This is a genomic window from Providencia stuartii, from assembly GCF_029277985.1.
Taxonomy (GTDB): Bacteria; Pseudomonadota; Gammaproteobacteria; order Enterobacterales; family Enterobacteriaceae; genus Providencia; species Providencia zhejiangensis.
On sequence record NZ_CP119546.1, the window covers coordinates 1,562,813 to 1,582,874 of the forward strand.

A 20,062-nucleotide genomic window follows, 5' to 3' on the forward strand; every position below is an offset into this window, starting at 1 on the left:
CCTTATTAACGTTGTTCCATACGAGTAAATAATTTATTTTCTGGACCAATATAATTAGCAGAAGGTCGGATAATTTTATTATCTTGGCGCTGTTCGATAATGTGGGCAGACCATCCAGCGGTGCGCGCCATTACAAACAGGGGGGTAAACATCGCGGTAGGGATCCCCATTAAATGATAGGTTACGGCTGAAAACCAATCTAAGTTGGGGAACATGTTTTTTTCTCGCTTCATCACTAACTCTAAATGATGGGCAATATCATAGAGTTGGCGATTTAAATTCTGTTCGGATAGTTGTAGCGCCACGGACTTAATAATAGGGTGGCGTGGGTCCGCAAGCGTATAAACAGGATGACCAAAACCAATCACCACTTCCGACCTTGCAAGGCGAGCGATGATATCTTGTTCTGCTTCTTCAATAGAGGAATAACGCTGCTGAATTTCTAATGAAACCTCATTTGCCCCACCATGTTTAGGGCCTCGCAATGCGGCAATGGCCCCGGTAATCGCGGAATAAAAATCGGTGCCAGTTCCTGCTATTACTCTTGCTGCAAAAGTGGATGCATTAAATTCATGCTCAGCATAGAGAATGGAAGCAATATGCATGAAACGCTCCCATTGAGCGGGCGGTTTTTTACCGTGTAATAAGTGCAAGAAATGCGCGCCGATTGAATCATCATCGGTTTCTGTTTCAATACGACGACCATGATGGCTGAAGTGATACCAATAGAGCAACATGGAACCAAGAGAGGCAAGTAACCTGTCTGCAATGTCTTTTGCACCTGCTAATGTATGTGCTTCTTTTTCAGGTAATACACAACCCATGACTGAAACACCGGTACGCATGACATCCATTGGATGTGCGTTGGCCGGAATGGACTCCAAGGTCTGTTTGACACTAGCAGGAAGTCCTCTTAACGCTTTGAGTTTTTCTTTATATGCGGTTAACTTCGAGCTTGTCGGTAATTTTTCATGAATAAGCAAATAGGCGACTTCTTCAAATTCACATTGTGTCGCGAGGTCGTGAATATCATACCCTCGATAGTGCAAATCATTACCGTTTTTACCAACAGTACAGAGTGCAGTATTACCAGCGGCAATACCAGAAAGCGCCACGGATTTTTTAGGTTTAAATTGTGATGTTCCAGTCGTATTAAGTTGTTCATTCATCGGATTATCCTCTGTCGGTGTCGCACAACTTTTTTTATTGGAGCGATTATTTTTGTTGTGAGAAAAGTGCGTCTAATTTTTGTTCATAATCGTAATAATTAATGCTCTGATAAAGTTCATCGCGGGTTTGCATCAATGGGATAACACTTTTTTGAGTGCCTTCTTGACGTAATGTGGTGTAAACCTGTTCAGCCGCTTTATTCATGGCACGAAAAGCAGAGAGTGGGTACAGGGCGATTGCAATACCGACACTGCGTAATTCATCAAGTGTGAAAAGAGGGGTTTGACCAAATTCAGTCAGATTAGCAAGCACAGGAACTTGAGTATGATCGACAAACTGTTGGTACATATTTAATTCAGTAATTGCTTCAGGGAATAGCATATCTGCGCCGGCTTCAATATAAGCATGAGCTCTTTCTAATGCGGCTTCTAATCCTTCGACGGCAAGCGCATCTGTACGTGCCATGATCACAAAACTATCATCAACACGAGCATCAACCGCGGCTTTAATACGATCAACCATTTCTTGCGTAGAAACGATCTCTTTATTCGGTCGATGTCCACAACGTTTAGCGCCAACCTGATCTTCTAAGTGTAAGCCAGCGGCTCCTGCTTTATATATTGATTTCACGGTGCGTGCGACATTAAATGCAGAAGGGCCAAACCCAATATCAGCATCAACCATTAAAGGCAAATCACAAACATCTGTAATGCGTCGAATATCAATCAGGACGTCGTCTAAGGTCGATATACCGAGGTCTGGCATCCCTAAAGAGCCTGCTGCAACCCCTCCACCAGAAAGATAAATCGCTTTATAACCTGCTCGTTGAGCTAATAAAGCATGGTTGGCATTGATAGTCCCGACGAGTTGTAAAGGTGTTTCACTACTTAATGCATGACGAAAAGCTTGGCCTGCGGGTATTGATGGCATAGAAACCTCACGTTATCAAATTGCTAACAAAATGTATCTGTGTTTGTTATTTTATGTATAGCAAGTGCCATGCCAAAATCTAATATAGGTGTAATAATTATTTTATCTATTTGAAATCAATGTGATGTGAAATAGATGAGGTTTGTGACTGACTTTTGAATTCTTGAACAAGAGGCTGTGATGTTTCATTGAAACAATGCTAGTGTTAAATGAAACGTTATCGAAACATCATAAGACTTTTAGGGCTAACAGTATGCAAAAACCGATTATTTGGACAGTTTCTGTTTCGCGATTATTCACACTTTTTCGTGATATTAGCCCTGAATTCAGTGCACAGGCGGATATTACACCGCTGAATATGGGGTTTGAGCAGGCCGCTGAAGAGGTGCGTGAACGATTAAAAACAGGTCATTGTGATGCAATAATCAGTGCGGGTTCAAATGGTGCTTACTTAAAAAGCCATGTATCGGTGCCAGTCATTATTGTTAAAGTGAGTGGTTTCGATGTGATGCAAGCCTTAGCTAAGGCTCGTGAAATTAGCCATAAAGTTGGCATTATTAATTATCAAAAAATCATTCCATCACTGGATGAATTTCAGCGAAATTTTGGTTTGCGCATTGAACAACGTAGCTATATCACCGCAGAAGATGCGCGTGCACAATTAAAAGCGTTGAAAGCGATGGGAATTAATGTCGTTGTTGGCGCTGGGTTAATTATGGATCTCGCTCAAGAATTAGAAATGACGGGGATCTTTATCTATTCAACCGAAACGATACGCCAAGCATTTTATGATGCAATAGAATTAAGTCGTATCTCCTATGACCAAAAAACCATACCAACAGGTTATCAATCTGAAAATACAACCAAAGTACGGCACACGATTAACGACTTAATTGGTGCTTCACCGCTAATGGAGCGCGTTCGCCAAGATATTATGCTATATGCGAAGTCAGAAGCGACCGTATTGATCCAAGGAGAAAGCGGAACAGGTAAAGAGATGGTCGCTCAGGCTATTCATCATGAATATCGACTATTTAATCAACATAAAAGGAATAAATCTCCGATTCCATTTGTCGCAGTCAATTGTGGCGCCATTCCTGAAAATTTATTAGAAGCGGAACTGTTTGGTTATGAAGAGGGGGCATTTACTGGATCACGACGTGGTGGACGTGCGGGATTGTTTGAAATGGCAAATGGAGGAACGCTATTTTTAGATGAAATCGGTGAGATGCCATTGGCCTTACAGACGCGATTACTCAGGGTTTTGGAAGAGATGACCGTCGTCAGAATTGGTGGCTATCGCCCCTTGCAGGTGAATGTCCGCGTCATTTGTGCAACACATTGTGACCTTGATAACTGGGTAAAAGAGGGCCGTTTTAGAGCCGATCTATTTTATCGTTTGGGCGTATTGCGTATGAAGGTACCTTCGCTACACGAACGAGGAGAGGACATTTACATGTTAGCAGAAAGATTGCTCAAACTGGCTTTCGCTGGGTTACAGCAGTCATTGCCTGCTTTTAGAGTACAACAGCTATTTAGTTGTCGTGAGTTTTTTAGCCAATATTTATGGCCTGGCAATGTTCGAGAATTACGTAATTTGATGGAACGGGTTGCATTATATTGCAGTGCTTACCCCGATAAAGGCATTACCCAAAAAATGCTCATGAATTTATCACCTGAGCGTAAAACCGAGAGGAATGATTTAGTCGAAAATCAACCGATAGGAGAGACGCTACCTGAAGTCATGGATTATTTTAATGGGGATAGGCAAGCCGTAGCACGCTATTTAGGGATTAGTCGCACAACATTGTGGCGTCGATTAAAACAAGAAAATAGCTCTCTTTAATTAAAATGAAATTAATTAAAGATAAATAAGATTTTCAATTCAAAAAATGAATAAAATAGATGATTCATACTAGTAAGTGACTTTATCAAGTAAATAGTGCAGCACAATATTGTAAGAAAATATTTTTTAATGGTTGTTCCACTAAATAAATTAACGTGATGCGGTTTAAAATTAACCAACAATGCGGCATTGGTTACAATGGAATGAGGTTTTTTCAACCTATTGTTTTTAATGGTATTTATTTGTTATCTAACCTGGTAGGCGTAAAAATCAAGTCGCAAAAAAACGTGATTTTTCTCACATAAATATTTTTGCTAGTGAGCATTAGTTTTTCTCATTTTAATTTAACTGAGTAAAGTTCTATATTGCCGCCAAATTAGTCTTATCATTTTATTTTAACACCTGCAGTAGTCGCCGGACTGAGTGCTTTTTAGGTACTCAATATTGCCGCGTGGCCCCCCGATGAATGCAGCGCAGATACTCTAAAAATTTTTAAATACAGCTAAGTGACCCGTGAATGTGTTACTAGGCGCATACTCCACTATGCCTCTAGTCCTAATCGCAAAGTCAGGCATGCTGCAATTTGAAATATGACGAGTCATTATTTATTTTGTCAGTGGGAGAGTAGGTCGTGAAACAGGCCTCTACATTAATGCGCAAACAAGACAGTACTTTCGTTCCTGTCGCTGGCTTGACTATTTTTGCCATCGCATCGGGTTACCTGATGAGTTTAATCCCATTATCAATGGGTGGATTCAATATTGATACCAGTTATGCGGGGTGGTTAGCGAGTGCCTATTATATTGGATTATTAATAGGTTCAATGATGATTGAGCCTATTATTGCTAAAATTGGCCATCGTCTTTCATTTATTGCCTTTTTATTACTGCTTGCGGCAACGGTAGTTATCTTACCTTGGACTCCAAGCATTGCGGCTTGGCTACCAAACCGTGTGGTTGCAGGGATTGCTGTTGCAGGGATTTTCGTGGTTGTCGAATCATGGTTGCTTATCGGTGATAGCCCTAAAGAAAGAGCTAAACGACTGAGTTTTTATATGACGTCCCTGTATGGCGGAACCACATTAGGGCAATTAGCCATCGGGGTGATTGGTACTCATGGTGCCTATCCTTTTATGGTGGTTCTAGGGTTATTATTGTTGGCGGTTTTACCTCCCTTGTTATTTCGTCAAGGGCAACCTGCTTGCGACTCCCATCAAAAACTGTCATTGAAAAAAATAACTCGTCTGAGCAAGCCTGCCATTATCGGTTGCATGACGTCAGGTATTTTGATGGGCACAATTTATGGATTAATGCCGTTATCACTCAAAAATGGTCCATTTACTACCCAACAAGTGGGCGTATTAATGGCATCGATTATTTTAGGTGGCATGTTAATTCAGCCCGTGGTGAGCAAGCTTTCTGTGATCATGAGTAAAACGCTTCTGTTAGCGATGGCCTCATTATTAGGGGTATTCGCGATGGGGATCATTTATGTCTCTAGTGATTATCTGGTAATGATAGTGGCATTGGCGTTGTTAGGCATGTCTTCATTCGCCTTGTACCCCATTGCGATTACGCTAGCTTGCGATAACTTGGATTCTTCTTACATTGTTGCTGCAACTCAAGTCATGTTATTTAGCTATAGCGTAGGCTCTGCTGTCGGGCCGCTAGTAGCAGGTACTTTCTTAGAACAACATAATGGATTAGTGAACTTCTTCTTTATTGTTTTAACCGTCACAACCATTTATATGTTGATTGCAAGTGTACGCCGTAAAGCTGGGGTATTAGCGAATTAGCGATGATATAAAAAAACCGTGTTACTCATTGAGTGAACACGGTTTTTTTAACTAAATCAGTTATTTTTTCTTATGACTAAAAGTACCTGTGGCTAATGCTCCCTCAGCCTCTATGTTACCAGTCGCACCAATAATTTTTTGTTGCCACATCTCTCCCAATCTAAAATCCCATGACAACGGCTGAATTTCTGTACGTCCAGCATTGGGCGCAAAAGTCAGTTCACTAAAATATAATGTCTCTTCAGACATTAAAAAATCGGCGCGGCAATAATCAAACGGGCTGACAAGTCGCTGAGCTAGCCTTAACATATCTTGAAACAACGCTGGTTCAGCAACAGGTTCTAACATGTTTGGATAACCAAACGTGAAAGGTTGTAGTTGCCATTCGGTATCATAAATATTGATGAACTCATTTCCAAATTCATCGGTATAGTCGATTTCAACAAAGGTCGGTTTCCCTGCAAAGCAGTGAATACGACAAGTTTCAGGTACAAGCTTCCTATTTTTGTTTGTAAATAGGTCGATATATGATTCACAAATTATTTGAGCTTGAATATCTTTATAATGCCGTTCACGAGTAATGTAGTACAAATTTTTTATAAGATGGAATGAAAGCTTATCTTTTGCTTTTTGGAGATCAAAACGCTTTTTATCCACACAAATAATACTACTACCACTATCATGATTACACTTTAATACAAAACGCTCTGGTAACTTATCAATATCGATTGCATTAACGTCATCATAAGTGGCCAAAATGGGGACTAAATATTGCTCACCAATTTTTCGAGAGACATATTCTCTCACCGCTAGCTTGTCTGCCAGTTGTGTATATAACGGATTCCTATCATATAACATCCTATAGTTTACTTTTTCATTAAAGCTTTTAGGATTATTGAAATTAGGCGTATAGTTAAGTTTTTTTCTAAATTTATTAGATAGATAGAGCCTATCGCTGATCACTAATGTGCGCAGTTTTTTGAGTGAATATTCGACTTTTTTCATATGAGTCGCCAACCATTCTTAATGTTATTTATAATAAATTGTTACAATCTGAAATTGTTTGGTAATTATATTTCTACAAACATAAATAGATATTAAATATAGAGGCATTGTTATCTTAATTAACCTAGTGATGAACAGTTTCTTAAGAAACACTTAAGCTAAATAAAATAAGTAATAACGAATTGGGCTAGTTAATCTTATTTTGGCCTAGACTGATATCAAAAGTAGTCATTATATTTTATAGTCAATAAATTAACGTTAAGAATACATTCTCGCAACATACGATCTTCGCTAGGTACCTAAAAGCACATTATATTTCTAATCATTAGTTAGCTAATTATCAATTGGCTAACTATATTTGTAGTATGACGTTAATTAAATACATGATGAGGTATTAATGTGAAACCTAGCGAGCTCTCTCAACCTTATTTATTACTATTGGATGTTATCAATCCCGCAATTATTCAGCTTCACAAATCAACAGCCCAAATTGATACACTAATTGAAGGCCTTGGCGGTACACCGGATGGTATCGCTGTTGACCCTATAAAAAGGTTAATTTATTGGAGCAATATGGGGGATAACTATGACGCCGATGATGGTTCTATAAATGTCATGAGTTTTGATGCCACAGAAAGAAAAATGTTGGTAGGAAATGGGCTTGTACGAACGCCAAAACAACTCCAACTCGATCAACAAACTCAGCGTTTATATTGGTGTGACCGAGAAGGCGGAAAAGTTAGCTCATGTAACATTGACGGAACAGATTTACACGTTCATATTGAGCGACCTCGAAATAGCCTAAACAAAGTCGATATACTTGACCAATGTGTGGGAATTGCCGTTGATGCTCCGAATAACTGGCTTTACTGGACCCAAAAGGGAACGGCAAAGGGTGGGGTTGGTCGTTTATTTAGGGCGCCTTTACATCCCGCTAGCCATTATCAGCCATCGTCGAGAAAAGATATTGAATTATTGCTCGGTGATCTTCCTGAGCCTATTGATCTATTACTTGATCAACAAGCGAATGTCCTTTATTGGACCGACAGAGGCGGTGAACCAAGGGGTAATAGTTTAAACCGTGCTGACATTACCAGCAATGGGCTAACTCATTATCGCGTTATTTGTCGAGGCTTTAATGAAGCAATAGGTTTAACACATGATAAAGAAGCACAATTAATGTATGTTGCAGATCTGCTTGGTGGCGTTTATAAAGTGGCATTAGCGACAGGGGATGTCGATAAAATATACCAAGGTAAAGGTTATACTGGCATCACTCAGTATGCAGGTTAACCTATTTTAGACCGTTTTATTATTGTGGCTCTTTCCCCATCTGGCGTAGAAAACGAATTTGAGCGCTCAGCAATTGTCGATAGCTAATACAGCGATACGGCATATTATGTTGTTTTGCAAGTTTTTCGATAATTGCTGCAAGTGCAGGGTAATGCCGATGATGCCAACCAGGAAAGAGATGATGAGTGAGGTGGTAATTTAATCCCCCAGTTAAACGCCATAAGTATTTAGGGGAGGGGAGCCAATCACACGCAGTAATAAAATTATGTTGATACCAGCCGTGAGGCATCTGCTGATTATCAGGTGCCTCAAAAAAGGCAGTTTCTGCCCAATGTGTGCCTAACAGCAAATAGACAACAAATAAAGAAGCAATCATCTGGCTTACTAGATAGGTGAGCAAAATGGTCATCACACTAATACCATTATGATGGGCAATGAATAAGGGTAATCCTAGCATTAATAATAGATGAGCAAGTTTGCTAGTAAAAAATAATAGCCAACCTGACCAGCCTGTTAAAATTCCACGTGATTTTAGCGGGGTTTTCCCTGTCCGATCAGACCAATCAAAAACGAATGCAATCCAAGTTAGAGAGAATGAAGCAATGAGTGGCCAATACAGGTATTGGTATTTCATGACTGGGCGCCATTTTTGAAAAGGCGTTTGTCGAAAAATACCATTTTCTTCCGTATCTAAATCATAATGCTCAATATTGGCATAGCGATGATGAAAATAGACATGTCTCGCACGCCAAAATTCAGGTTCAAGTCCCAGAGGTAAGGTAACTAGACGACCAAAAATACGATTGAGCCATGGTGTTTTAAACAGCGTATTATGGCAGGCATCATGTTGTCCAAGGACATTTAATAACATGATTAACAACACAAAACAGATATAGGCAATAACATAGACAAACGTTGAATACGTCAATAGCGTGGGAATATAACAGATAATGGCAATCGCAAACATACCGAGAACTAAGCAGATATCCATTGAGCTAGCGTAAACATGGTCATTTTTACATTTTAGATATTCATTACTAGCCTGTTTTAATGCAAGATGAAAACGTTGCTCATCATTATTTTTAAAGTGCAATTCACTCAATGGTGTATCCATAATCTCACATAGCTAAAAAGTTAAATAACAGGTTAGGTGGTAGTAAAATAATGATGACATTATTCGACACTATCATGACTGTCAGTGGTGTGTTTGGATAAGATAATCAAATTATTGTGTATCGTAAAGCCATTGCGTTGATAATAATTCTCGGCAGGAAAGCCTTTTTCTGTATTTAGGATAATAGCATTAAGATTATGCTGAACGCATTGTTGTTCAATGTGTTGCATAAAAGCACTTCCAAGACCTTTTCCTTGAAAATCAGGATGAATAAAGAGTTCATCAATATAATATTCTACTCCCTGATTCCACGGTTTTTTAAAGCCAAGGCAGGCACCCACAATGCGTTTATCTATTTGAATAACAAAGCCCATAAAGTAATTATTACCTAAATGATGGGTAATAAATTCGATAATGGGCTGATGCGATGGCCAATGTTCAAACCAAGGTGCTGAGCTATAGGTCTTGCAATAGAGTCTAGCGCATTCCTCAATCATTTCTTTTGTTAGTGGTATAAAATCAGCTTGTAGAGGCATTGTGTGGTGCTCCATTATTTTTGATGGCAATAGTCTACCCAAATGGATTTAAAAGAAAATAAATGACTCGTATTTTTGAAAAATGCCTATTTCGTTTTTATTGCCGATGGAGTCCGAGTTAGAGTTTTAAGGTATTGACCTAAATAGCTCTCTGAGGAAATGTTTTTATATCTACGTTGCACATCCGTTTCGACTTCTCTTCTAGGCTTCTCATAATGTTTTTGTAACGATTTTTTAGGTGAATTAAACCAACATTGATGTCATTCAGCTTCTGCCGTACTACTCATTATTATGTCATCGAGTTGGGTATGATGACTCACTGTGATATCAAAATCTCCTTTGGCTGCATTGATACCCATTTGTTTATTTATCGATTGGTAATTACTGTGCATCTCGATTTTGCTTGATCCCCTTGCGTGTTGATGGCACGGGTTAGGCTGATAGCGTTTTTCGAGTATGGAGATAAAAAGAACGTGTAAATAGACCGATACCTTGAAATTTGAAAGTTAAGAGATGAGCAAGAGGGAGAGTGTAAAAAAATGAGGTAGCTAAATAAGAAATGGCAAAACCTCAAAATATACAAGAGGGTTATGCCCCAACCGAGGTAAACACAACGGCATACCACAACTCGTTTTACGTGGTCAGTGGCAAAAAGAACTAAGGTTTGAGGTGAGAAGCCACTATCCCCTTACTCGTTAAGCTGGACAGTTGATTATCCGGTTGGCTGAGAGCTTGTAAGATCGTTAATTTAGATTTCAGTGTGGAATAGAGATCCTCCCATTAAGTAATGGAATAAAGATCTTGAATGTAACGCTCAACAAATAGTTTTAATTCACAAGATGGATAAGACTCTTTAGTTTGAATTAAATAAGCATCATCATAAATTATTCTTGAATTCAATGAGCTAGATATTATATATAAAATTAAAGCTGAAAATTTTAAGTTAGCCTCACCTCTTGTGGAGACACTTCCCATGTATGGGTATTCTATATCTTCTATATCACGTAGATTTTCTTCAATAAAATTAAAGCTCACCCAACAAAAATAATCATACTGGTGGTCATGTATATAGATAAACTTATCAACTAAGTTTACTCCTTTTTTCGCGGATATCCCTATCGTTAATTGTTTTGTAGACAAAGAAAAGTCATTAAATCCATCGATGATACTATTGAGGATATCTTCAAATTGAGGAAGCTTTTTAATTGGAAATAAAATTTCGGTAGACATTATTTTCCTCCATTTGTGCTAATTGAGCTACGTATAGTAATCTTCGATACAGTTTAACTCTACCTAGGTCTTACATAATGACTCGCTACTGTAAACAAATCAAAAATTTAACTTTATGTTAGGTAACAACTGTCTGAAATGACATTAGCTATGTTCGCTTCACAAAGTGGGCAAGCTCATTGAACCAGAGATCCGCTGAGAGCGAAAAGCGGAAGTTGACCTTGCTCCGATATAATTAGTTTGTCGGAAGATCTCTAAAAATTAATGGTACGTTTTGTAGGGATACTTACACTACTTTCAGCCATTAGCTTAAAAAGTCACTGGCTGAAAACGGCAGGATTTGAGATCGGTTTCACATTTACCGTCAATATTTTAAACTGCTGTTTGGTATTAAATACCGGACAGTGAAGATATCCAGACGATTAAGCAGCAAAATCAGCAACAACAAGCTCCGATCACCGCATTTAAGCTTAAGGCGCTGATCGGGGAGTGGTGTGGGGTGATTTACCTGTGTTGGTGTGCAGTTATAGCCAAAGTAGGTAATTATACAATTGATTTTTTTAATTATTCATATATACCTTTTTCTTCTGCAATGGATATTAATTCATCCTCCAATGATCCCTGAATTTCATCACCTTTATACGAAATGATTGGCTTACATGCCTAAATCACATAAAGCTTATTAATAATTCACCATCGTCTTTCTTATATTTTCAATGCGTTCAGCTATATCTGGGGGAAGACGAGGTGTTAAATATGACGCAATTTTTCCGGGCATTTTCCCTGTAGCAAAACTATCTAGGCCTGATTGAAGGTAGGCATTGATTTGTTCATAAAACTGGGTTTCTGCTTTAGGATTATCAATATTCAGAAAGCTGAATAGATGAACGGCAGGGTTAAATATATATTCTTTTTTCTCGTCATTATTATATGTGAAGAGTATTATGCGTGAAAGTTCCCTATAGGAGCGTAATGATAAGTTGTCATTTATATAAACACTTTTTCCATCCCATAAATAGAAACACTTTAGTACCCTATCAATATAAAGCAACGGATGCTTCTTCCGGAAAATTATCTTCTTTGCAATCCAAATAAAACCAATAAAGCTAATCAGAAAATGAACAGAATGCATAATAAATGAAGGTGTTTCTGATACATAAGTGCTCATGTTAGGATTTAACTTACTATAAATGTAATCAAAAATATTAATTCCATCTTTTTCAGCAAGATAGCCATATCTTGCATAATATGTCTTCAATAGTCTCGTTTCAAAATTATCAGCATCGTTTTCGTCTGTATTATATTTATCAAATCTTTCCGGTGTTTTTTCTTTCATGTAAGAAATTTGTTCATTCAAAATGTACATTTTAGACTGATAAATTTCTATCTGTTCACATGTCGTGATAATACACATTATAAAAAAGAAAGCTGCCAGAGGTATATAAAACAATCTGACCTTTTGATTTTCCTTGCAATTCAGACTTATTTTTTCGGATGAAATTTTTTGGTAGAGACCTTGTCTGAAATAATCAACCTTTGTTATTTTTTCTGGGGTTTCCATTTCCATTACACTCCATTATACGTATTTATAATCTCTTTTTTATATTCAATACACAGCGCTATAACACAAAGAACTGCCATAATGATTTTTTCATCATGCACACTGCCATAATAAATTTTTGAATCATAAAAAGATAAAAAAATTAATATGACAGCCAGCGTTAATGGAAATCGGAACTTCCTGTTGTGGAAAATCAGTTTTTTTTCAGGATACATATAAATCTTGTCAGCATAGACGCGCCGCTGGATTTCAATGAAAATATAAATAATGATAAATGAGATAGAAATGCGGTTTATGATAAAAACCTCGTTCCCCATGTCAGCTCTGATTATAAAAAAAGACCATAAATAAAGTAAAACAGGCAGGAGTACCATTTTATGACGAATAATGAGAGTTGGTAGTATGACCAGATTGAGAACTGCTATAGTCAGATATTCTATGGCATTTGGCATAATAATCAGTATGTGATGAATTTAGGGTCTATTTTACAGGAGGAAAAACTAAATAACACGTAATTTATTGGGCTTGACGTCTAGGAATTTCAAAATTCCGGAGGCCACGTAAAACCAGGCTCGCAAAGGACGAAATTCGCCCTTAATTACGCCATAAAAAGCTTGTTAAATGTCTCAAGGAGTGAAGCGGACGATGAATATGATTAACGTGGCAAGAAATAACATTCTCGATATGCGCTTACAGACAATAATTTATTTTTATACGAAAATCCGAAATGAAGATTTAAATATATTAAAAAGGGAATATATGCGTACTCGTCCAGCCTCTCGATTGATAGTCCTTTGATCTGCCTTAATAAAACAGGACACTTTAATAATAGAATATAATCTAATTATTGAGGTGTTAAATGAAAAAACGAACAAACAGAATTTATACCACTGAGTTTAAGCAAGAAGCGGTTGCATTAGTCACTAAACAAGCTACTCCAACTTTAAGTAATTATAATTAAATTCACTCGTATAAATATGTCTGCTATTGGCACAGAGCGGAACAGTGTGTTTTCGTTTCATCTTCATTCTAGCAGCAGGTATCTTCCATTCTTTGGTTTCAAAGTTGATTTCATCCCAACGGACGTCAGCGGCTTTCGCAGGGAGAGATATGGTGAGTCGCTGAGCTACATAAACAAGCATTGATCTCTTTAACTGATAAGGGGTTGGTTTGTCTTGCCAATTTTGATGTTTTATTGTTTTTAGGCATCTCAAAAACGATAAAGGTTTGCGAGGTGCCTATCAAGGTGCCTAAGATGATTGGATTTAATTAGGTGACATCAGACTGCGCAGGACATAAAAAAGCCCGCAACTCATTGAGTTAGCGGGCTTTTCAGTCTTCTTTGGACGTCCTTAGAAGATAATTTGGTGGGCTGGCGGAGTCTGAATCGAGCTTGTATAGTGTTGATTTTAAATTAATAAAATACAATTCAACTTTTAGTTTGGGCCCATTGTTGGGCCTAAGGTTTATTTTACTGTTTTTTTTGATGGCAGGCTCAAAATTTCGCTTGCCATCTTAACATATAGTAAGAGATTAATGAGAATTTTGTAGATTCAGTGTTTATAGAACTACTCTATTTCTCTTTACAGTATTAGCTATAAATTTCCTTGACTAAAGGCAATAACCCTAATGCAGTTAATTGAATCTCTATTTCATTGGCTTTTCTGATGTCGTCTTTATCTGAACCATCAAACACATGGTCGGTACTGATGATCAAAGTACCGTTGTTTTTTTCATTTTCAATATCAATAAGTTCAGCCGCCATAGGTAATTGTTGTTGCGTGATTTTTTTGTTTAAATAAAGCATCCAGCCAACGGGGAGTCTGTCAGGGAAAACATTTTTTTTATTATACCTATATCCATTAGTATCAATCCGCATACAAACGATTTTATAGGCACTAAAATAATAATTTATGGCCTCTATTACAGCATTTTTTTTGATGTAGTTAATATCATCAATAGTAAACTCAAGATTATAGATTAATCCAGAACTGGTATACTTTATATTCAATGCCTTGTTTTCATTAGCCCATATTGATTCCATACAATCAAAGTAAGGAATATCCTTTAATAAATTGGTTGGTGTGTTTTGATTAAAGGCTTTCTTTTTTAATGCATCTTCAAGAGTATCGCCTGTTAAATACCATGAGTCCTCTTTTTCATTAGTAATTGATTCACATGTTAAAATCATATGACTAAAAATATCAATTAAAGATGGAGTTGATATTTCTTCATTTAGCTCGATATCTAACTTAATTAATAAGTCCATGGCTACCTCAAAACTATGGTGTGTAATGTGTCCGTACCTGTGATAGTGGTTCTAATAGTACTTCACAAAATTCAAACATCTTTTTATGTGAAAAATGCCAATCAATAAATGATCTGCTTTTAAACTGGTTGGAACATAACCAATTTTGATCAGTTGCTTGCTTAAGTATTTTTTTATCTTCTCCCATAAATTTATTTGGTTTACCTTTACTATTAAAGAAAAAATCATAATTATCTTTCGTTTCAATAAAGTTACATTCACTGGGTACCCAACCATCAAAAATAACATTATTTTTTGTTCTTGTTGGTACAGGAATTGTGCATTCCCATTCATCAATATATTTAATCTGACCTGCTGGGGTATCAACGGTTCTTATTTGTGTGTTACATATTCTAGCCTGATACTCATAAGCACTTGGTGAGCGTGTATTCGTTATATTACTTTCATGAGGAATAATGTACGGAATAGCAGGGCAATCCTTACATCCTTTACTCGCTTCAATTGCAGCAACACCAATCGATGAGCCAGCAACAGCTCCTGTAGCCGAACCTTGTCCACGATTTCGACGACCATTTACATCTTCGTCATCAATTCCACCAATGGCTATACTTTCATACTCACGAATTTTATCACCGTAACTTGTGTTATCTCCCCATTCATCATCTCCACTACCTGACGAAGAAGGAAAACCGATTTTTGAGGCTTCTTGTGTTACTGCTGCTAACCCACCTAATGTCGCTAGTCCAGCCGCGGCAAGAATTACTAAAGGAAATGGCATATTAAGTTCTCCATTCAATCAATTTCATGGCTATCCGTAAAAAATCTTGATACTGCTGCTCTGGCACGCGATTTTTTTCCTCAAGCATATTTCTAATTTCTGGCTTTAAATGAAAGTCAGGGCAGCAAGCTTCGTAAAATAAAAATGATCGAATTAACGGTTCTTGAGTGAAACCGAGGGAGAGAATATATTGAAATGCGGATTCTAAACGTTTATTCAATGTTTCGAGGTTCTGGAGTTTATTCAAATGATGTTGATAAAAATCAGCACTCACTTGAGTCACATAATCACTCTGTTCAATATTTTGGATTTTCTTTAATTGTTCTTCGCTAAACTGCATTTAAACCGCCTCCTTGTAATGCATAAAATCGTCCTTCAAAACGGTAATACCACGCAATGAGTGGCGTGGTTATTTCATGGTATTGTTCGGATGTGAGAACTTGAGGCATATTGTGCGTCACACGAGGATCATAAAACCGAAATAAGGCTGTTTTGCCATTGGGTAAACTGACATTAAGTCGTTCAGAGAAGTAAATAGCTAATTTATTAATCGATGAATCACTGGCTATCCATGACAGCGCTGGCGATTCGTTTTCCAATTGCATTAAATCTGCAAGTAAATCATATCGTTTTGTCACGTCAATCAGCCAAGGGCCAGCCCATGCTATTTCAGTATCTGATCCTCCCTGTCTAAATAAAGGACTTGCTGACCCAAATTTATCTTGAAGTTCTTCGTCAAAGTAACGTTCATATTGCAGACCACAGATTAAACAATAATGCTTTGCATCAGGATAGTGTTCAAAATAGTTAAAAATAGGATGCTGATTATGCATTTATCATTATCCTTCTCGAACGACAAGCATTTGCCCAGACTCAGCTGCTTTCATTAAGCAACTAATGCAAATTTTATTCGTTATAGCAGGGAAGATAGTTGAAGCTGTTTCTGGAGAGGCAGCCCCACTTTCATCGCTATAGCAATCCTGAATTGAGTTAATAAATCGTGCATGACAAGGGCAAGAGCTAAAGCTTTCAAGTGTTCCTGCGTGTTTTCTATCTTCAAGCCACACACTATTTACACCTCCGAGAATTCTGTATGCTCCTGAATGTTTGCCACAACTGACCATATCGCCTTCACGAGCACCAGCAACACCATACCACTGCATGGTATTGTCTCCCGTTAATATTTGTCCTCCGCAGGTTGTTCTATCACCAACCCGCAAAAAATATCCTATTGCCATAATTGTCCCTACGATAAAATTCATCTCAGTATTATTTTATACTTAAGTGGAATTTACAATGCAAAAATAAAGTCTAGTAAAATTAATTGGTTTTTATTTCTTGATTATCATAAATAATTAGGGGGAGAATAATGGTAGGTATATGGTAAATAAAAATGGCAGATCATTCATTCTGCCATACGTTACTTTGATAGAAAGCTAAAAAATGATTATTAATTTCCTGCTATCGAAACCTTAGCCAACTCTGGATTATTGGCCTGAAAGGTCGATAGTGGTAATTCAACCTTATGTCCATTTTGCTCTTCTACTGCTTTAATCACTTCAAACTCAGCAATATCTTCACAAGGTATTTCCAGTCCTGCAAAGGTGGCACGAGTGGCGCTAGAATCGCCAAAAGGTTCCACTTCCAGTACCGTATCCCCTAATACTTTTCCTTGCCCATCTTTCATTCTTAAGGTTATCTCAAGGGCACCAAACTCCGCATGGTCTAACACCATATGGCTACCGCCATTATCGAGGGTAAATGAGTAACCACAGTAGCCTTGGTTAATAAAGTTTGAACTTGTATGCGTGATGCTCGCATAACGCTGTTGTTCTTCAGCCAAGCTAAATGTACTGACTGCCAATAAACTCATCGCAAAAATGCTCTTTATCTTATTCATTACGTTACCTTTAGTTATCTTTTATCATGCTCGCTACCACAAGCGATGGTAGCGAGCATCTAGATTTATTGTTGATTGGTTTGCAATCCGCCTTTAGTGCAGTCTATTTCTTTCCAACGTGGGCGTTTTTTACCTGATAATTCTTTTTGCTGGTTCCAATAACCTATCGGATAGCGTTTGACGATAATACCGTTGGCATCAATATCAACTGACGAATATTGCCCGTTATTTATGTATCCTTTTTGGACATAGGCATTAGGGCTATAAGTACCTGTATCCAGTAATCTAATTGGGTGCAAAAAGAGGTTTGGAATGAATGAGATAGTGCTGATAGGAGAGGTTTAAAGTGAGAGTACTGAGGTATATTACTCCTTGAAATAAAAGAAATTATAGTTATTCAAAGAGATAATATATATCTGAGATTTTTTGAAATAATGCTGATTTATAAAAAGGGACTGTAACGACAAAGCCTAGAATTTTTTATTATCTGTAATCAATAGAATAAATTATGTTTTATTACGAGCAGTTATTTTTCCTCACTCGCCAAGCCGGACTTGCGATCATTCGGCTGGCTGAGAGGATGTTAGTTAGGTCAGGAAAGCTCTGTGTGGACTGGGTCCTATTACTTATTAAACAATAATAAGTTCTCCATATTGATCGAAAGATGCTTTCACATCGTAATTTCGAGTGTACACATTAACAATATGCCTTAAATAGTTTTTAAGCTCCCAATGAGTCGCCTCTATCGTTTCTTCATTTTCATCATATTGATAAACAACATTAGGGTTATCGGATGTTGTTAGAACAAAAAAATACTGTGTATAGCTTTCTACAGAGATAAAAAATGGTTTTTGTTTCATCAAATCATATCTCTGAGCTGAGGGAAGCTCATATCGTAGAGCATCTTGATATAATACAGTCCCCCTAACTGTTTGCCCATTTCTATAGAAAATAAGAGGGTCATCACCGAATAAACCTCCGCTACAACGCCCAATAGTTGCTAGGAAATCATATAATTGTCCTTTTACTTCAATATCATATAACCGTTCAATTTTTTTAATTTCATCAACTGAATATCCTCGCATATAGCTAGCATTGATCGGCAATTCTGGATAAACAGAATGTAGGTATTCAATTAGAGCTGTACTTGTCATTTATTTTCTCCTGTAGAATTGAGATAAGTTTTGTCTTGCAGTTAAGGTGCTATGCTTGCGATTAGCGATGGTTATTATGTTTTTCGTTTTTTGATGACTGACTTTAAGGGTAAGGATGTAACATAAAAGATAAATAGCTAAAGAACACGTTATACAGTGAGTTTCTTGCCTAGCTCATGACTCATCTTTGTCGGTAATCAAATGAAATAAATGAATTTTACGAATATTCTCTTTCCGCTCATTTACCAAATCGGATAGTTGGTTATCCGGCTGGTTTAGCTTATGTATAGCGTTCTTTAAGTCTCATCATTGAGCGCTCTACCGCTTCTTTTTTTTCTGGATGCTCAGTTATATAATTATCCGTTATGACTTGCATTAACCCAACAAATTTCTGAGGTGAAATAGTCGAATTTTCGTAGTCTCCAAACATAAAGCTAACCTCATCAAATTCATCAGGTATATCCCAATCTTGGTCTAGTGCGTAACCATTACCTTCTGAAGGAGAAAAACCATGTCCTTCACTAGCTGTACTTAAAAATGTGGGATACGTCATTTTATTATTTTCTAACGTTTCAAAAATAATATCATATAAGTCCCTGCCATTATTTTCATATAGGTCTTTCTTTATATTTATTAACCAATTTAATTTGCCAATAATCACTTTTTAGCTCTCGGTGAGATTGTTATAAATGCGTTATTGATTTATTCAGTCATTCATTTTGAATTGAATAGCTCAAGAGATATTCAGTGTAGCAAATTTAAGCCGATGTGGCCTCCCTTACTAACGAAAGGCCTAATTATATTAAATGATAATCATCATCTAAGTTTATTCGTTCGTCTCAATAGCATCTCGGAACATAGCATCCAGTGTTTCAGTTGCTTCTAATAGTGTATCAAGGGCATCTCTTAGAGGGGAAAACACCTCATCTTCTACTGGGAATTCACCGTTGAGTCCCCAACAATTACAAAGTAATTTTAAATCAATTATAACGGGGAGAAAATAGTTGCCCTTTCCCTGATCCCTTAAGCCTATTTTTATTAGTTTTTCTTTGCCTTCATTATGTTTTTCAGAAATCGAATTGTTATAATTAGCCAGCTTTCTGGCTCCTCCAAAATGCGCGGCATTCAATTTAAATTCGAAACCAAAACTCCCTTGTTCAATACCCTGAGCTGCTAGAACGGCTAAGGTATAGTCGAGTTCTTCATCAACTGTTGTCTTCGTTTCAAACCAGTATTTCCAGTTATTATTCTCAATGACCCAATTTTTCGGTGCGAGCCAACAATAACGTTTGTGTTCATAATTAGCATCACCCGCCAAATTATTGCTTTTGATAAACCGGTCGATACACTTATCAAAACTTTTCCAGAAAGCAGGTTCTATATGTTGTTCAAAATAAACAACTGCTTCGTTAAACATTTTCAGTTGTGAAAGAAGTTGTACGCCTGCTTGGCGTTCTGTTTCACTGAGCTTATTCATATTT

The 20,062-nt window shown here is 37.3% G+C and carries 21 protein-coding genes and 1 pseudogene; 4 read left to right on the forward strand and 18 right to left on the reverse strand.

Going from position 1 to position 20,062, the window contains the following annotated elements; translation table 11 throughout:
• Positions 1 to 5 precede the first annotated feature (5 nt).
• Both prpC and prpB read right to left on the reverse strand, forming a co-directional pair.
• Positions 6 to 1,169 carry a bifunctional 2-methylcitrate synthase/citrate synthase gene (prpC, locus tag P2E05_RS06700; protein WP_272657567.1) on the reverse strand — a complete coding sequence of 388 codons (1,164 nt, stop codon included), beginning with the start codon at positions 1,167 to 1,169 and terminating at the stop codon, positions 6 to 8.
• Between the two features lie 46 nt (positions 1,170 to 1,215).
• Complete coding sequence (prpB, locus tag P2E05_RS06705; RefSeq protein ID WP_154624144.1) at positions 1,216 to 2,100, reverse strand: methylisocitrate lyase; 885 nt, start codon at positions 2,098 to 2,100, stop codon at positions 1,216 to 1,218.
• 253 nt (positions 2,101 to 2,353) lie between these two features.
• On the opposite strand from prpB, the gene prpR reads away from it, so the two are divergent.
• Both prpR and P2E05_RS06715 read left to right on the forward strand, forming a co-directional pair.
• Positions 2,354 to 3,946, forward strand: a complete 1,593-nt coding sequence (gene prpR, locus P2E05_RS06710; RefSeq protein ID WP_272578150.1) for a propionate catabolism operon regulatory protein PrpR — start codon at positions 2,354 to 2,356, stop codon at positions 3,944 to 3,946.
• A gap of 652 nt (positions 3,947 to 4,598) precedes the next feature.
• A complete protein-coding gene (locus P2E05_RS06715) occupies positions 4,599 to 5,741 on the forward strand; it encodes an MFS transporter (protein WP_154623622.1) in 1,143 nt (380 codons plus the stop codon).
• 60 nt (positions 5,742 to 5,801) lie between these two features.
• Here the strand turns inward: P2E05_RS06715 and P2E05_RS06720 are convergent, their stop codons facing one another.
• Entirely contained in the window at positions 5,802 to 6,746 is a 945-nt protein-coding gene (locus tag P2E05_RS06720; RefSeq protein WP_154623621.1) for an ATP-grasp fold amidoligase family protein, read from the reverse strand.
• Positions 6,747 to 7,145: 399 nt separating this feature from the next.
• Between P2E05_RS06720 and P2E05_RS06725 the strand changes: the two genes are divergently transcribed.
• The gene (locus P2E05_RS06725; RefSeq protein ID WP_276123064.1) at positions 7,146 to 8,039 is read left to right on the forward strand and encodes a hypothetical protein; all 894 of its coding nucleotides are present in this window, start codon (positions 7,146 to 7,148) and stop codon (positions 8,037 to 8,039) included.
• Between the two features lie 19 nt (positions 8,040 to 8,058).
• On the opposite strand, the gene P2E05_RS06730 is transcribed toward P2E05_RS06725, so the two are convergent.
• The 3 genes from P2E05_RS06730 to P2E05_RS06740 all read right to left on the reverse strand — a co-directional run bounded on the left by P2E05_RS06730 (position 8,059) and on the right by P2E05_RS06740 (position 10,919).
• On the reverse strand, positions 8,059 to 9,153 hold the full coding sequence (locus P2E05_RS06730) for a fatty acid desaturase family protein (RefSeq protein WP_154622935.1): 1,095 nt from the start codon (positions 9,151 to 9,153) through the stop codon (positions 8,059 to 8,061).
• 59 nt (positions 9,154 to 9,212) lie between these two features.
• Positions 9,213 to 9,689 carry a GNAT family N-acetyltransferase gene (locus tag P2E05_RS06735; protein WP_196713347.1) on the reverse strand — a complete coding sequence of 159 codons (477 nt, stop codon included), beginning with the start codon at positions 9,687 to 9,689 and terminating at the stop codon, positions 9,213 to 9,215.
• A gap of 780 nt (positions 9,690 to 10,469) precedes the next feature.
• Positions 10,470 to 10,919: a hypothetical protein gene (locus tag P2E05_RS06740; RefSeq protein ID WP_154635750.1), complete on the reverse strand. Its 450-nt coding sequence runs from the start codon at positions 10,917 to 10,919 to the stop codon at positions 10,470 to 10,472.
• A gap of 264 nt (positions 10,920 to 11,183) precedes the next feature.
• Between P2E05_RS06740 and P2E05_RS06745 the strand changes: the two genes are divergently transcribed.
• The gene (locus P2E05_RS06745; RefSeq protein ID WP_272657566.1) at positions 11,184 to 11,327 is read left to right on the forward strand and encodes a SymE family type I addiction module toxin; all 144 of its coding nucleotides are present in this window, start codon (positions 11,184 to 11,186) and stop codon (positions 11,325 to 11,327) included.
• A 274-nt stretch (positions 11,328 to 11,601) separates the two neighbouring features.
• Here the strand turns inward: P2E05_RS06745 and P2E05_RS06750 are convergent, their stop codons facing one another.
• The 12 genes and pseudogenes from P2E05_RS06750 to P2E05_RS06805 form a co-directional block, all read right to left on the reverse strand.
• Positions 11,602 to 12,480: a hypothetical protein gene (locus P2E05_RS06750; protein ID WP_276145369.1), complete on the reverse strand. Its 879-nt coding sequence runs from the start codon at positions 12,478 to 12,480 to the stop codon at positions 11,602 to 11,604.
• Between the two features lie 995 nt (positions 12,481 to 13,475).
• Positions 13,476 to 13,604: pseudogene (locus P2E05_RS06755) on the reverse strand (integrase); the annotation flags it as partial.
• A gap of 467 nt (positions 13,605 to 14,071) precedes the next feature.
• A complete protein-coding gene (locus tag P2E05_RS06760; RefSeq protein ID WP_250000261.1) occupies positions 14,072 to 14,749 on the reverse strand; it encodes an Imm52 family immunity protein in 678 nt (225 codons plus the stop codon).
• Between the two features lie 13 nt (positions 14,750 to 14,762).
• Positions 14,763 to 15,527, reverse strand: coding sequence for a Tox-REase-5 domain-containing protein (locus P2E05_RS06765; protein ID WP_154623954.1), 765 nt, complete (start codon positions 15,525 to 15,527; stop codon positions 14,763 to 14,765).
• Between the two features lies 1 nt (position 15,528).
• Entirely contained in the window at positions 15,529 to 15,867 is a 339-nt protein-coding gene (locus P2E05_RS06770; RefSeq protein ID WP_154623953.1) for a hypothetical protein, read from the reverse strand.
• Positions 15,857 to 16,360, reverse strand: coding sequence for a DUF4123 domain-containing protein (locus P2E05_RS06775; protein ID WP_276123066.1), 504 nt, complete (start codon positions 16,358 to 16,360; stop codon positions 15,857 to 15,859). Before P2E05_RS06775 ends, P2E05_RS06770 begins: the two co-directional genes overlap by 11 nt.
• A 6-nt stretch (positions 16,361 to 16,366) precedes the next feature.
• Complete coding sequence (locus tag P2E05_RS06780) at positions 16,367 to 16,765, reverse strand: PAAR domain-containing protein (protein ID WP_272657564.1); 399 nt, start codon at positions 16,763 to 16,765, stop codon at positions 16,367 to 16,369.
• A 212-nt stretch (positions 16,766 to 16,977) separates the two neighbouring features.
• Positions 16,978 to 17,427, reverse strand: coding sequence for an IrmA family protein (locus P2E05_RS06785; RefSeq protein ID WP_272657563.1), 450 nt, complete (start codon positions 17,425 to 17,427; stop codon positions 16,978 to 16,980).
• Positions 17,428 to 17,492: 65 nt separating this feature from the next.
• Positions 17,493 to 17,726, reverse strand: coding sequence for a hypothetical protein (locus P2E05_RS06790; protein ID WP_230085871.1), 234 nt, complete (start codon positions 17,724 to 17,726; stop codon positions 17,493 to 17,495).
• A gap of 330 nt (positions 17,727 to 18,056) precedes the next feature.
• A complete protein-coding gene (locus P2E05_RS06795) occupies positions 18,057 to 18,581 on the reverse strand; it encodes a hypothetical protein (RefSeq protein WP_250000268.1) in 525 nt (174 codons plus the stop codon).
• Between the two features lie 280 nt (positions 18,582 to 18,861).
• Complete coding sequence (locus P2E05_RS06800) at positions 18,862 to 19,242, reverse strand: hypothetical protein (protein WP_250000270.1); 381 nt, start codon at positions 19,240 to 19,242, stop codon at positions 18,862 to 18,864.
• A 165-nt stretch (positions 19,243 to 19,407) separates the two neighbouring features.
• Positions 19,408 to 20,058, reverse strand: coding sequence for a hypothetical protein (locus P2E05_RS06805; protein WP_154624278.1), 651 nt, complete (start codon positions 20,056 to 20,058; stop codon positions 19,408 to 19,410).
• Between the last annotated feature and the right edge of the window lie 4 nt (positions 20,059 to 20,062).

What these genes read in the sequence shown, in the direction of transcription:
- prpC (WP_272657567.1), bottom strand. Translation starts at nt 1,169, where the DNA reads ATGAATGAACAACTTAATACGACTGGAACATCACAATTTAAACCTAAA.
- prpB (WP_154624144.1), bottom strand. Translation starts at nt 2,100, where the DNA reads ATGCCATCAATACCCGCAGGCCAAGCTTTTCGTCATGCATTAAGTAGT.
- prpR (WP_272578150.1), top strand. Translation starts at nt 2,354, where the DNA reads ATGCAAAAACCGATTATTTGGACAGTTTCTGTTTCGCGATTATTCACA.
- P2E05_RS06715 (WP_154623622.1), top strand. Translation starts at nt 4,599, where the DNA reads ATGCGCAAACAAGACAGTACTTTCGTTCCTGTCGCTGGCTTGACTATT.
- P2E05_RS06720 (WP_154623621.1), bottom strand. Translation starts at nt 6,746, where the DNA reads ATGAAAAAAGTCGAATATTCACTCAAAAAACTGCGCACATTAGTGATC.
- P2E05_RS06730 (WP_154622935.1), bottom strand. Translation starts at nt 9,153, where the DNA reads ATGGATACACCATTGAGTGAATTGCACTTTAAAAATAATGATGAGCAA.
- P2E05_RS06735 (WP_196713347.1), bottom strand. Translation starts at nt 9,689, where the DNA reads ATGCCTCTACAAGCTGATTTTATACCACTAACAAAAGAAATGATTGAG.
- P2E05_RS06740 (WP_154635750.1), bottom strand. Translation starts at nt 10,919, where the DNA reads ATGTCTACCGAAATTTTATTTCCAATTAAAAAGCTTCCTCAATTTGAA.
- P2E05_RS06745 (WP_272657566.1), top strand. Translation starts at nt 11,184, where the DNA reads ATGGTACGTTTTGTAGGGATACTTACACTACTTTCAGCCATTAGCTTA.
- P2E05_RS06750 (WP_276145369.1), bottom strand. Translation starts at nt 12,480, where the DNA reads ATGGAAACCCCAGAAAAAATAACAAAGGTTGATTATTTCAGACAAGGT.
- P2E05_RS06760 (WP_250000261.1), bottom strand. Translation starts at nt 14,749, where the DNA reads ATGGACTTATTAATTAAGTTAGATATCGAGCTAAATGAAGAAATATCA.
- P2E05_RS06765 (WP_154623954.1), bottom strand. Translation starts at nt 15,527, where the DNA reads ATGCCATTTCCTTTAGTAATTCTTGCCGCGGCTGGACTAGCGACATTA.
- P2E05_RS06770 (WP_154623953.1), bottom strand. Translation starts at nt 15,867, where the DNA reads ATGCAGTTTAGCGAAGAACAATTAAAGAAAATCCAAAATATTGAACAG.
- P2E05_RS06775 (WP_276123066.1), bottom strand. Translation starts at nt 16,360, where the DNA reads ATGCATAATCAGCATCCTATTTTTAACTATTTTGAACACTATCCTGAT.
- P2E05_RS06780 (WP_272657564.1), bottom strand. Translation starts at nt 16,765, where the DNA reads ATGGCAATAGGATATTTTTTGCGGGTTGGTGATAGAACAACCTGCGGA.
- P2E05_RS06785 (WP_272657563.1), bottom strand. Translation starts at nt 17,427, where the DNA reads ATGAATAAGATAAAGAGCATTTTTGCGATGAGTTTATTGGCAGTCAGT.
- P2E05_RS06795 (WP_250000268.1), bottom strand. Translation starts at nt 18,581, where the DNA reads ATGACAAGTACAGCTCTAATTGAATACCTACATTCTGTTTATCCAGAA.
- P2E05_RS06805 (WP_154624278.1), bottom strand. Translation starts at nt 20,058, where the DNA reads ATGAATAAGCTCAGTGAAACAGAACGCCAAGCAGGCGTACAACTTCTT.